Origin of the sequence: Cryobacterium gelidum, from assembly GCF_004403985.1 — a bacterium.
Classification (GTDB): domain Bacteria; phylum Actinomycetota; class Actinomycetes; order Actinomycetales; family Microbacteriaceae; genus Cryobacterium; species Cryobacterium gelidum.
In genome coordinates this window covers 15,772-28,754 of sequence record NZ_SOHL01000023.1, presented here as the reverse complement: position 1 = coordinate 28,754, position 12,983 = coordinate 15,772, and the positions used below count along the sequence as shown (strand labels likewise).

9 protein-coding genes are annotated in these 12,983 nt (G+C 65.4%); 6 read left to right on the top strand and 3 right to left on the bottom strand.

Annotated features, from left to right (window positions below):
- The first annotated feature begins 13 nt into the window (after nucleotides 1–13).
- Nucleotides 14–919: a sulfurtransferase gene (locus E3T50_RS12240; protein WP_134552240.1), complete on the top strand. Its 906-nt coding sequence runs from the start codon at nucleotides 14–16 to the stop codon at nucleotides 917–919.
- A complete protein-coding gene (locus E3T50_RS12235) occupies nucleotides 916–1,347 on the top strand; it encodes a SufE family protein (protein WP_134459109.1) in 432 nt (143 codons plus the stop codon). The genes E3T50_RS12240 and E3T50_RS12235 overlap by 4 nt, the downstream gene beginning before the upstream one ends.
- Here E3T50_RS12235 and E3T50_RS12230 read toward each other — a convergent pair.
- Nucleotides 1,344–2,618 (bottom strand): alpha/beta hydrolase family protein, encoded by a 1,275-nt coding sequence (locus E3T50_RS12230; RefSeq protein ID WP_134552238.1) that lies wholly within the window; start codon nucleotides 2,616–2,618, stop codon nucleotides 1,344–1,346. The genes E3T50_RS12235 and E3T50_RS12230 overlap by 4 nt on opposite strands.
- 34 nt (nucleotides 2,619–2,652) lie before the next feature.
- On the opposite strand from E3T50_RS12230, the gene E3T50_RS12225 reads away from it, so the two are divergent.
- The 4 genes from E3T50_RS12225 to E3T50_RS12210 all read left to right on the top strand — a co-directional run bounded on the left by E3T50_RS12225 (nucleotide 2,653) and on the right by E3T50_RS12210 (nucleotide 7,948).
- Complete coding sequence (locus tag E3T50_RS12225) at nucleotides 2,653–3,243, top strand: DUF3000 domain-containing protein (protein ID WP_134552236.1); 591 nt, start codon at nucleotides 2,653–2,655, stop codon at nucleotides 3,241–3,243.
- Complete coding sequence (locus E3T50_RS12220) at nucleotides 3,236–4,462, top strand: HRDC domain-containing protein (protein ID WP_134552234.1); 1,227 nt, start codon at nucleotides 3,236–3,238, stop codon at nucleotides 4,460–4,462. The genes E3T50_RS12225 and E3T50_RS12220 overlap by 8 nt, the downstream gene beginning before the upstream one ends.
- Before the next feature lie 118 nt (nucleotides 4,463–4,580).
- Complete coding sequence (locus E3T50_RS12215) at nucleotides 4,581–5,786, top strand: thiolase family protein (protein WP_134552233.1); 1,206 nt, start codon at nucleotides 4,581–4,583, stop codon at nucleotides 5,784–5,786.
- Nucleotides 5,783–7,948 (top strand): 3-hydroxyacyl-CoA dehydrogenase NAD-binding domain-containing protein, encoded by a 2,166-nt coding sequence (locus tag E3T50_RS12210; protein WP_134552231.1) that lies wholly within the window; start codon nucleotides 5,783–5,785, stop codon nucleotides 7,946–7,948. Before E3T50_RS12215 ends, E3T50_RS12210 begins: the two co-directional genes overlap by 4 nt.
- A gap of 61 nt (nucleotides 7,949–8,009) precedes the next feature.
- On the opposite strand, the gene dxs is transcribed toward E3T50_RS12210, so the two are convergent.
- Nucleotides 8,010–9,959, bottom strand: coding sequence for a 1-deoxy-D-xylulose-5-phosphate synthase (dxs, locus tag E3T50_RS12205; RefSeq protein ID WP_134552229.1), 1,950 nt, complete (start codon nucleotides 9,957–9,959; stop codon nucleotides 8,010–8,012).
- A 115-nt stretch (nucleotides 9,960–10,074) separates the two neighbouring features.
- Complete coding sequence (locus E3T50_RS12200; protein ID WP_134552227.1) at nucleotides 10,075–12,921, bottom strand: aconitate hydratase; 2,847 nt, start codon at nucleotides 12,919–12,921, stop codon at nucleotides 10,075–10,077.
- Nucleotides 12,922–12,983: the final 62 nt, after the last annotated feature.

The following is a 12,983-nucleotide window of genomic DNA, read 5'->3' as shown; positions in this document are numbered from 1 at the left end:
ACGTGGAGGTTACATGTCTGCCCCGATCGACACGACCGAAAAGTTTGCCGCCTACGCCCACCCATCCAAGCTGGTTTCCACCGAATGGCTGGCGGAACACCGCACCGACGCGGGACTGGTCGTGGTCGAATCCGACGAAGACGTCTTGCTCTACGAAGTGGGACACATCCCCGGCTCGGTAAAAATCGACTGGCACACCGACCTCAACGACAAAGTCAACCGTGACTACATCGAGGGCGCAGCCTTCGCCGCCCTCATGTGCAGCAAGGGCATCGCTCGCGACAGCACGGTTGTCATCTACGGCGACAAGAGCAACTGGTGGGCCGCATACGCCCTGTGGGTTTTCACCCTGTTCGGCCACGACGATGTTCGCCTGCTCGACGGCGGACGCACGAAGTGGCTCGCCGAGGAGCGTGAACTGACAACGGACGTCTCCCCCGTCACCCCCACGGATTACCCGGAGACCCCGCGCAACGACGCCCCGATTCGCGCCTTCAAGAGCGACGTTCTCGCCCACTTCGGCAATCCGCTCATCGATGTGCGCTCCGACGAAGAATATAGCGGGGCCCGCACGACGATGCCCGCCTACCCCGAGGAGGGCGCCCTCCGCGGCGGCCACATTCCTACCGCCGCGTCGGTGCCGTGGGCCCGGGCCGCAGCCACCGACTCCACTTTCAAGACGCGCACCGAACTGGACGACATCTATCGCGGGGAGGCTGGTCTGGCCGACGGCGACAACGTGATCGCCTACTGCCGCATCGGCGAGCGGTCCAGTCACACCTGGTTTGTGCTGACCCACCTGCTCGGCTTCGACAATGTGCGCAACTACGACGGATCCTGGACCGAATGGGGCAACGCCGTCGCCGTGCCGATTGCGGTCGGTACCGCACCCGGTGCCGCTCCGGTGCCGCGCCGATGAGCGTTCTTCCCTCCCAGCTGGCGGAAATCCAGGAGGATTTCCTTGCCCTCGAGCAGAAGGATCGCCTGCTCTTGCTGCTTGAGTTCGCCAACGACCTGCCGGAACTTCCGCAGGAGTACCAGGACCATCCCGACCTGCTCGAGCGCGTGGTCGAATGCCAGTCGCCGGTATTCATCTTCGTCAACCTGGATGCCGAGGGCGCGTTCCACCTGCACGCGACGGCCCCGCGCGAGTCGCCCACCACCCGCGGGTTCGCGTCGATCCTCGCCCAGGGGCTCGACGGGCTGAGCGCCCAGCAAGTGTTCGCCGTTCCCGACGACTATCCGCAGTCCATCGGCCTGAGCGAGGCCGTCTCGCCGCTGCGCTTGCGGGGCATGAGCGCCATGCTCGGCCGGGCCAAACGTCAGCTCCGGGAGCGACTCGCCTAGCGCTTCGGCAAGCCGGTCGGCAGTGCAGCGAGCCAGGCCGCGATCTCGCCATTCCAGCGATCCGGGTCGTAGTTCCACAGTTTGGTGTGGCGGGCCTCGCTGAACGCCACGAAAGTGACAATGTCGGGCCGCCGGTCGGCGAGTCGGCGCGACCCGGTGGCTGGCACGAAACCATCATTGTCGCTGTGTAACAGCAGAATCGGCCGCTGCAGTTCACTGGCCCTGGCGACATAATCGAGCCGGGCAAAATCGATCGGCGTGGCCTGTCCGGTGACGCGTTTGGCCCAGGGCGCCCCCATCACAGCGAGAGCACCGCGCGCGATGAGCGCCGGCAGCCTGCGGTCCAACGCCTGCGCTCGGACGACGTCGGCCCAATCGATCACCGGAGATTCCAGCACGAGGCCAACGATCAGGTCTGCGTGTCGGCTGCGGGTCAGCGCCTGCAAGACCACGGCACCGCCCATCGACCAGCCCATCAGCACGATGCTCCTCGCCCCGTGGCTGGCAGCGTAGTCGATCGCGGCCTCCACATCGGGCCATTCGGTGTCACCGAGGCCGTAGCGGCCGTCAGCGCTGGCCGGGGCATCGCCGTCATTGCGATAGGAGACGAGCAACGATGTGTAGCCGGCCGCGTGAAACACCGGCACCGCCCGCAATGCCTCCTCGCGGCGCACCGCCCGGCCGTGCACCTCGATCACCCACTTGCCTGCGGATACTGTCGTGCCATCCGCTGGAAAGAACCAGGCGGGTGCCAAACCGACGGGTGTCGCAATGGTGACCTCGGTCCACCCGAAACCGAGATCGGCGGGACTCGTGTAGAGCCAGCCGCTGAACCGGCCGCGACGGGCGGACGCGAGGTCGCCATAGTCGACACCGAGGATGCGCCGGGTGACGGTGGTCGCCGTGCGCGTGGTGATCTCACCGACCCGGGCATGGCCGGTACCCGCGCTGAAGAAGAAACTGTACTCGCCGGGGAGGACGGAATCGCGGTGGCGTTGCAGGGTGACCAAGCGCTCGGCGAGGTCGACTGCGAACACCCGGGTGTCGTCGGCGCGTGCGGCTGGCGGTGTGACGATGGTCTTCGCCATGACCGCGGCGAGCACACCGGCCGCACCGACGAGGGCCACGGCGGAGCCAACGATCACGATGCCGGTGAAGCCCAGGATTGGTGCCAGAACTGAGCGCTGAGTACTGCGCCAGCGAGCGGTATGACGCCCGTTTGGGGGCTGTGGATCGTGCACGTGCACCTCCGACTGGTCGGCGTGCCTCACGAACAACACCCAGAAAAAACTCTAGTCTGCAGACGTGGCCGAAACAGATCAATCGCTCCCCGCAGAGTTTGTCGCGGCAGTGACCGCCATTCGCCGCGCCACAAGCCGGGCCGAATTAGTCGTCACCGAGATTGCCGCGCCCACCCAGCTCGCGCCGTACTCGATCGCCCTGGCCGCGAATATTGCTCCGGTGCGGCACGGCAGCGACTCAGGTCTGGGTACCGGCCGGTTCATTCTGTTGTACGACCCCGATGAGCCCGACGGCTGGAACGGAGCCTTCCGCGTGGTCTGCTTCGCGCAAGCACCGCTCGAGGTGGAAATCGGGCTCGACCCGTTTCTGGCCGAGGTCACCTGGCAGTGGCTGGTCGATGCCCTGGACTCCCGAAAGGCGGAGTACACCGCGGCCTCCGGAACGGCGACTAAAATTATCTCGTCAGGCTTTGGCGAACTCGTCAAACAGGGAGATGGTGCGCAGATTGAGCTGCGCGCGTCGTGGACACCCCTGGATCACAATCTCACCGCCCACGTCGAGGGGTGGGGCGAGCTGCTGTGCATGCTCGCCGGACTCCCTCCGGCTGGGGAAGGAGTCAGCATGTTGTCAGCACGCCGAGCAGCCCGTGGCTGAATCGCAATCCAATCGGCCCGCCCTCGTTCAACACCTGGTCATCGATACTCGTGAGGCCTACCTCGCCGCGACGGCCACCCTGGCCGCCGGACACGGGCCGGTCGGGGTCGACGCGGAACGGGCATCCGGTTTCACCTATTCGCAACGCGCTTATCTCATTCAAATTTATCGCCGCGGCGCCGGCACGTTTCTCTTCGACCCGCCGCCAATCGGCGACTTCAGCGAGTTGAACGATGCCCTCGCCGATGCGGAATGGATTCTGCATGCGGCCAGCCAGGACCTCGCCTGCCTGCGGGAAGTCGGGCTCGACCCCACACGCATCTTCGACACCGAGCTCGCTGCCCGGCTGCTCGGCATTCCGCGGGTCGGCCTCGGTACCGTGGTGGAAGAGCTGCTCGGCATCCACCTCGCCAAGGAGCACTCCGCCGCGAACTGGTCTACCCGGCCGCTGCCCGAATCGTGGCTGGTCTACGCAGCCCTCGACGTCGAGCTGCTGCCCGATCTGCGCGACCGCATGGTCGACCTGCTGCTGGAATCGAACAAGACCGACATTGCCGACCAGGAATTCGCTGCAACCCTGGCCAAGGAGGCCAAGGCTGCCCGCGTTGATCCGTGGCGGCGCCTGTCGGGCATCCACTCGCTGCACAGCCAACGCAATCTGGTCGTCGCCCGCGAGCTGTGGCTGGCCCGCGACGAATTTGCCCGCGAGGTCGATGTCTCCCCCGGACGGCTCGTTCCGGACGCGTCGCTGCTCGCCGCCGCCCGCGTGCTCCCCGCGACCCGTCAAGCCCTTTCTGACCTGCGCGAGTTCAACGGTCGGGCGAGCCGCAGTGAGCTCGACCGCTGGTGGGCTGCCATCCAACGCGGCCGGGCGACCATCGATCTGCCCGCGCTCAAGGCGAGCAATGACACCCTGCCTCCGCCGCGGGCCTGGGCCGACCGAAATCCGGAGGCCGACGTGCGGTACAAGGCAGCCCGCGTCGCTCTGCAGAGCGTCACGGACGAACGGGAGATTCCGCTGGAGAATCTGCTGACTCCGGACTACCTTCGCCGGGTGGCCTGGTCACCGCCGGAGCCCGCGGATGCGGCATCCGTGGGGCTGGCCCTGGCCGATCTCGGGGCGCGACGCTGGCAAATTGACTTGACTGCACAATTAATAGCGGATGCATTTATAGAAGTTCCACAAATTATTGACCCGGCGTTGGATCTGGAGTCGTAGAAACCGGCAAACGATTCGGGTGGCAATTCTTGCCACCCTAGGATCGGACCAGACCTAAATGACCAATCCGGATCAGATACTGATCCGGGTTCGGATCTAAATACGTATGGGAGGCATTGTGGCCGAGAGAGCAGAAGTCGTTTTTGTGGACGGGGTTCGAACCCCATTCGGCCGCGCCGGCGAAAAAGGCATGTACTGGAACACCCGCGCCGATGACCTCGTGGTCAAAGCCCTCATCGGGCTGATGGAACGCAACCCGGGCGTTCCCCCGGAACGCATCGATGACGTGGCGATCGCAGCGACTACACAGACCGGTGACCAGGGTCTGACGCTCGGTCGCACGGCGGCACTGCTGGCCGGTCTGCCGAAATCGGTTCCGGGTTTCGCGATTGACCGCATGTGCGCCGGGGCAATGACTGCCGTCACCATGATGGGGTCATCGATTGGTTTCGGTGCCTACGATCTCGCCATCGCCGGCGGCGTCGAGCACATGGGCCGCCACCCGATGGGTTTCGGGGCCGACCCGAACCCGCGGTTCCTGTCCGAGCGGCTGGTCAGTGAAGACGCCCTCAACATGGGCGCGACCGCCGAACGCATTCACGACCGGTTCCCGTCGTACACCAAGGAACGCTCCGACCGGTTCGCGCTGCGAAGCCAGCAGAAGGTGGCCGCGGCTTACTCCGCGGGAAACATTCAGCCCGACCTGATTCCCGTTGCCACGCGCAGCGAATCCGGCTGGGGCCTCGCCACCCGCGACGAAGCACCGCGCCCCGACACCACGCTCGAGGGACTGAGCACCCTGCGCACCCCGTTCCGTTCGCACGGCCGGGTCACGGCCGGCAATGCTTCCGGCCTCAACGATGGCGCCTCCGCCTGTCTGCTGGCCAGCGGCGCCACGGCCAAGGAACTTGGCCTCGGCGTGAAGATGACCATGACCAGTTTCGCTTTTGCCGGAGTAGAACCGGAGGTCATGGGCCTCGGCCCCGTACCATCCACCGAGAAGGCGCTGCGCAAGGCCGGCCTGTCGATCACCGACATCGGCCTGTTCGAACTCAACGAGGCCTTCGCTGTGCAGGTCATCTCCTTCCTCGATCACTTCGGCATTGATGATGAAGACCCGCGCGTCAACGAGTACGGCGGGGCGATCGCGCTGGGGCATCCGCTCGCCTCCTCCGGCGTTCGCCTGATGAACCAGCTTGCCCGCCAGTTCGAATCGCACCCCGAGGTGCGCTACGGTCTTACCGCCATGTGCATCGGCCTCGGCCAGGGCGGTTCCGTGATTTGGGAAAACCCGCACTTCAACAAGAAGGCAGCCAAGCGATGACGACCACCGAGTACAGTTCCCTCGACTTCAGCCCGCTCGTGGCGATCTCCGGCGACGAGGTCGTCACGCACTCCTACGTTCGAGACGTACCGCTACGCGCCGGTCGCACCCTGGCCCTGGTGACCCTCGACAACGGGCGCGACCACACGCGACCGAACACGCTCGGCCCGGTCACTCTGCTCGAGTTCGCCGCCACCATGGACGAGCTCACCGCTCGCGCCGCGCGCGGCGAGATTCACGGCGTGGCCGTGACCGGTAAGCCGTTCATCCTCGCCGCCGGAGCTGACCTGAGCAAGGTTGCCGAGATACCCTCGCTCGCGGCGGGCAAGCTGCTCAGCCAGCTCGGCCACCACGCGCTCGGCAAGCTCGACACCCTGGGCGTTCCGTCGTTCGTGTTCATCAACGGGCTCGCGCTCGGTGGCGGACTCGAGATTGCCCTGAACGCGAACTACCGCACGGTGGACGCGGCCGTGCCCGCGATCGCTCTTCCTGAGGTTTTCCTCGGTCTGATCCCCGGCTGGGGCGGCTCGTACCTGCTGCCCAACCTGATCGGCATCGAGAATGCATTGAAGGTCATCATCGAGAACCCCCTCAAGAACAACCGCACCCTTACTGGAGCGGATGCCCTTGCGCTCGGTATCGCGGATGTCATGTTCACGTCGGCGCGGTTCCTCGAAGACTCCATCGACTGGGCCGACGGCGTCATCGCGGGCAGCGCGAAGGTGTCGCGGCCCAATGCGCCCGGCAAGATCGAGCGCCTCGTCAAGTGGGACGTGGCCGTCGGCATCGCCCGCAAGATACTCGTCAACCGCATCGGCGAGGTCGCCCAGTCACCGTATGTGGCACTCGACCTGCTGCAGGCCGCCAAGAGCGGCACTCGCGCCGAAGGTTTCCAGCGCGAGGATGAGGCCCTGGCCGGCCTCATCGCCGGCGATCAGCTGCAGGCGAGTATCTACGCCTTCAACCTCGTGCAGAAGCGCGCCAAGCGGCCGGCCGGAGCGCCGGACAAGAAACTTGCCCGGCCGATCACCAAGGTCGGCGTGATCGGCGCCGGCCTCATGGCGAGCCAGTTCGCGCTGCTGTTCGTGCGGCGCCTGAAGGTGCCCGTCGTCATCACCGACCTCGATCAGGCCCGCGTCGATAAGGGTGTGGCGTACATTCACGACGAGATCGCCGCGCTCCAGACCAAGAACCGCATCTCCCCCGATGAGGCAAACCGCTTGCGCGCACTCGTTACCGGCACGATCGACAAGTCGTTGTTCTCGGACGCCGACTGGGTGATCGAGGCCGTCTTCGAAGAACTGGGGGTCAAGCAGTCGGTGTTCGCCGAGATCGAGAAGTTCATCTCGCCCGAGGCGATTCTGGCCACGAACACCTCGTCGCTCTCAGTCGAACAGATCGGTGCGAAGCTCACGCACCCGGAGCGCCTGGTCGGGTTTCACTTCTTCAACCCGGTTGCCGTCATGCCGCTCATCGAGGTGGTGAACACCCCGCAAACCGACGAGGTGACGCTCGCCACGGCAATGGTCATCGCCGGCAAGCTGCGCAAGAACGCCGTCATCACCCGGGACACCCCCGGCTTCGTGGTCAACCGCGTGCTCGCCAGGTTGCTCGGCGAAGCGATGCATGCCGTCGACACCGGAACGCCGTTCGAGGTCGTCGAAGCCGCCGTGGCGCCGTTCGGGCTGCCGATGACCCCGTTCGAGCTGCTCGAGCTTGTCGGCCTCACCGTGGGCGCACACGTGCTCGACACGCACCACACGGCGTACCCCGACCGGTTCTTCGAGAGTGACAACCTGCACAAGCTCGCCGAGCACGGCAAGATCCTCGAACGCGACGCCAAGGGTCGCCGCACCGGTTTCGACAAGGGGGCGCTGAAAATTGTCGCCGGAGGCAGCACGCCGATGACGGCCGAGCAGATTCTGCAGCGAGTCGAAGATGGCCTGGTCGACGAGATCAAGCGGATGCTGGAGACAGGCGTCGTGCACGCGGCCGAGGACATCGACCTCTGCATGATCCTCGGATCCGGCTGGCCGTTCCAGATGGGCGGCATCACCCCGTACCTCGATCGCGTCGGCGCGAGTGCGCGAGTGATCGGCGGCACGTTCCACACGCCACCGATCCGCGGCATCGGTGCGCCGGTGCCGACGGTCACCCGCTAAACCGGCCACCTGGTGCACGCGGGCCCATGATCTATCATGCGCCCGCGTTTAGGACCCGGACCTAGTCGCGGCGGGTTACCTGGATGGCGCCGGTGTCGCTGTGATCGGCGGGCAGCGGCCGGGCGTTGGGAATCTTGCTGCCGAGTACCATGGCGACCACGTCGCGGGCGATCGCCTGCGGGGTCAGGCCGGCCCGCTCAAGAATCTGGGCGCGGCTGCCGTGGTCGAGGAATTGATCGGGTAGGCCCAGCTCGGTCACTGCCGTGTCGACGCCAGCCTCGCGCAGGTCTTGACGGATGCGCGTGCCGATACCACCGACCCGAATTCCGTCTTCGAGTGTGACGACGATGCGGTGCGCGGCCGCGAGGGTGATGATGCTCCGCGGCACGGGTACGACCCAGCGCGGGTCGACGACCGTCGCACCGATGCCCTGCGCGGCGAGCCGGTCGGCCACGTCGAGGCCCATCGCCGCCATCGGGCCGACGGTGACGATGAGGACGTCCTGCTGGGTCGCTTCCTGGAGCACGTCAACGCCGTCGTCGAGGCGGCGTATAGCGTCGAACTCCAGCCCGACGGTGCCTTTGGGGTAGCGCAGGACGGTTGGTCCGTCGTCAACCTGGACGGCCTCGGCCAGTTCTTCGCGCAGGCGTACGGAGTCGCGCGGCGCCGCCAGACGAATGTTGGGTACGACCTGCAAGATTGCAAGGTCCCACATGCCGTGATGGCTGGGGCCGTCGGGGCCGGTGACCCCGGCACGGTCCAGCACGAAGGTGACGCCGGCCTTGTGGAGGGCGACATCCATGAGCACCTGGTCGAAGGCTCGATTGATGAACGTCGCATAGAGCGCGACGACGGGGTGCAGACCGCCGAAGGCGAGCCCGGCCGCGCTGGTCACGGCGTGCTGTTCGGCGATTCCCACGTCGTGCACGCGGGAGGGAAAACGTTCGGCCATCTTGTGCAGCCCGGTCGGCCGCAGCATGGCGGCGGTGATGGCCACGATGCGTTCGTTCTCGATCGCCAGTTTCAGCAGCTCGTCGGCGAAGACCGAGGTCCAGGATGCCGCGCCCGGCTCTTCGACGGATTCACCGGTTTCCGGGTCGATCTGCCCGACCGCGTGGAACTGGTCGGCGACGTCCTGCACGGCCGGGTCGTAGCCCTTGCCTTTTTGGGTGATGGCGTGCACGATGACCGGCGCACCGTAGCCCTTGGCCTGGGCGAGGGCCTCTTCCATCGCGTGCACATCATGGCCATCGATCGGGCCGATGTATTTGATGTCGAGGTTGGAGTACAACGCCTCATTGTTGGTAACCCGGGAGAGGAAGCCGTGCATGCCACCACGCACACCGCGCCAGACGGCCCGTCCGGGCGCACCCAGGCGATCGAACACGTCCTTGCTCGTGAGGTACGCATCCCGGTAGCTGGCCCTCGTGCGGATGGTGTTGAGGAAACGCGCCATGCCGCCGATGGTCGGTGCGTAGGAACGCCCGTTGTCGTTGACTACGATGATGAGCTTGCGGGTGTTGTCGTCGCTGATGTTGTTGAGCGCTTCCCAGGTCATTCCCCCGGTCAGCGCGCCATCACCGACGACGGCGACGACGTGGCGATCATTCTGGCCGGTCATCTCGAAAGCACGGGAGATGCCGTCAGCCCAGGACAGCGAGCTGGAGGCGTGCGAACTCTCGACGATGTCGTGCTCGGATTCGGAGCGCTGCGGGTAGCCGGCGAGCCCGTCGGACTGGCGGAGTTTGCTGAAATCCTGGCGCCCGGTGAGCAGCTTGTGCACGTAGGACTGGTGACCGGTGTCGAAGACGATCGCGTCGACCGGCGAGTGAAAGACCCGGTGGATGGCGATGGTCAGCTCGACGACGCCAAGGTTTGGCCCCAAATGCCCACCGGTCTTGGAAATCTCCCGCACCAGAAAGGAGCGGATCTCGGCGGCCAGCTGGGGCAGCTGCTCTTTCGAGAGACCATCGAGGTCCCGGGGACCGTGAATCGTCTCCAGAAGGATCATCCGTCACACCTTTCACGTCACTATTCATCGATACTGTCCACACGAAAACCGGCGCGTAGACCCGAATGGATCGAGTCTACGCGCCGGTATCGTGTTGGTCGCGCGAGGTGCCGGCTTAGACGAGCGAGCGCAGCACGTACTGCAGGATGCCGCCGTTGCGGTAGTACTCGGCTTCGCCCGGGGTGTCGATGCGCACGATGGCATCGAACTCGACCGGCGCCTTGCCTGCCGCCGAGAATTCACTCGGAGTGCAGGTCACGCGCACGGTCTTCGGGGTCTTGCCGTTGTTCAGCTCGGTGATACCCGAGACCGAAACGATCTCGGTACCATCGAGGCCGAGCGAATCGGCGCTCTGACCCACCGGGAATTGCAGCGGCACAACGCCCATGCCGATGAGGTTCGAGCGGTGGATGCGCTCGAAGCTCTCCACGATGACGGCCTTGACACCGAGAAGGCTCGTGCCCTTGGCTGCCCAGTCCCGACTGGACCCCGAACCGTACTCCTTGCCACCGAAGATGACGAGGGGGGTCTTGGCGGCCTGGTAGTTCTGGCTGGCATCGTAGATGTCGGCCTTCGGGCCTCCGGCAACGCTGAAGTCGCGGGTGAAGCCACCCTCGACGTTGTCGAGGAGCTGGTTGCGCAGTCGGATGTTCGCGAACGTACCGCGAATCATGACCTCGTGATTGCCGCGACGCGAGCCGTAGGAGTTGTAGTCGCCACGTTCGATGCCATGCTCGGCCAGGTACCGGCCGGCGGGCCCATCAGCCTTGATCGAACCGGCAGGGCTGATGTGGTCGGTGGTGACGGAGTCGCCGAGCTTGGCGAGCACGCGAGCACCGGAGATGTCGACGACCGGGCTGGTTTCCAGGCTCATGCCGTCGAAGTAGGGAGGCTTTCGCACGTAGGTGGACTCGGCGTCCCAGGCGAAGGTATCGCCGACAGGAGTTTCGAGCGACTGCCAGCGCTCGTCGCCGTCGAAGACGCCGGCGTACTGGGTCTCGAACATGTTCGAGTCGATGGACTCGTCGATGGTCTTCTGCACCTCGTCGGCGTCGGGCCAGATGTCCTTGAGGAACACGTCATTACCCTCGGTGTCCTGGCCGAGGGCGTCCGTGTCGAAGTCGAAGTTCATCGTGCCGGCGAGTGCGTAGGCGATGACGAGTGGCGGGCTGGCCAAATAGTTCATCTTCACGTCGGGGTTGATGCGTCCCTCGAAGTTGCGGTTTCCGGAGAGCACGGCCGTGACGGCCAGGTCGTTCTCCTGCACGGCGGTGGAGATTTCATCTTCGAGCGGGCCCGAGTTGCCGATGCAGGTTGTGCAGCCATAGCCGACGAGATAGAAGCCGAGGTCTTCGAGGTAGCCGTTCAGGCCGGCCTTCGCGTAGTACTCGGTGACGACCTTGGAGCCGGGGGCGAGCGTGGTCTTGACCCACGGCTTGCTCTTGAGTCCCTTCAGGCTCGCGTTGCGGGCCAGCAGGCCGGCCGCGAGCATGACGCTCGGGTTCGACGTGTTGGTGCAGGAGGTGATCGCGGCGATCGCAACGGAACCGTTGTCGATCGTGAACTCACGCCCGTCCGCCAGCGTGACGTCGGTCGGCTGCGGGTGGGATACCGTCGGGTGGCTGGCCTGACGGTACAGGCCACTTTCAAACGCGCGGTTGTGCGCGGTCTCTTCGTCCTGTGACGTGAGGCCGATCGGGTCGGAGGCGGGGAACGTACCCTCTATTGCCGCGTCCACGAGGGAGACGGGGGCATTGGCGTAGTTGTCCAGGTCGCGCTCGAACTGGGTCTTGGCCTCGGAGAGGATGATGCGGTCCTGCGGGCGCTTCGGTCCGGCGATCGAGGGAACGACCGTGGAGAGGTCGAGCTCGAGGTATTCGCTGAAGATCGGCTCCTGGTCGGGGTTGTGCCAGAGGCCCTGCAGTTTGGAGTAGGCCTCGACGAGCGCGACCTGCTCGTCACTGCGCCCGGTCAGGCGCAGGTAGCCAAGGGTGACATCGTCGATCGGGAACATGGCGGCTGTCGAGCCGAACTCGGGGCTCATGTTGCCAATGGTGGCGCGGTTGGCCAGCGGCACGGAGGCAACGCCCGATCCGTAGAACTCGACGAATTTTCCGACGACGCCGTGCGCTCGGAGCATCTGCGTGATGGTGAGCACGACGTCCGTGGCGGTGACGCCGGCCGGGATGATGCCGGAGAGCTTGAAGCCGACCACCTTGGGGATGAGCATGGATACCGACTGGCCGAGCATCGCTGCCTCAGCTTCGATTCCGCCGACGCCCCAGCCGAGCACGCCGAGTCCGTTGACCATGGTCGTGTGCGAGTCGGTGCCGACGCAGGTGTCGGGGTAGGCCTGGAGCACGCCGTTGACCTCGCGGGTCATGGTGACGCGGGCGAGGTATTCGATGTTGACCTGGTGCACGATGCCGGTTCCCGGCGGCACGACCTTGAAGTCGTCGAACGCGGTCTGGCCCCAGCGGAGGAACTGGTACCGCTCACCGTTGCGCTCGTATTCAATCTCGACGTTGCGCTCGAACGAGTCGCTCGTACCGAAGAGGTCGGCGACGACGGAGTGGTCGATGACCATTTCGGTCGGGGCGAGCGGGTTGATCTTCTTGGCGTCGCCGCCGAGCTCGACGAGGGCTTCACGCATGGTAGCGAGGTCGACGATGCAGGGAACGCCGGTGAAGTCCTGCATGACGACGCGAGCCGGCGTGTATTGGATCTCGGTGTCGGGCTCCGCGGTGGGTACCCACGCGCCAAGGGCACGAATGTGCGCGGCGGTGATGTTGGCTCCGTCTTCGGTGCGGAGCAGGTTCTCCAGCAGCACCTTGAGGCTGTATGGCAGCTTTTCGTAGCCGTCGACCACGTCCAGGCGAAAGACCTCATAGTCCGTCGAACCGACGCGCAGGGTGTCTTTGGCTCCGAAGCTATTTACCGCGGTATTTGTTGAATCCGACACAGTGCCCTCTCCGTTGTGGGAGCCGACGGGGTACCGGCGGCAATCCTCAATTCTTGTGCGCT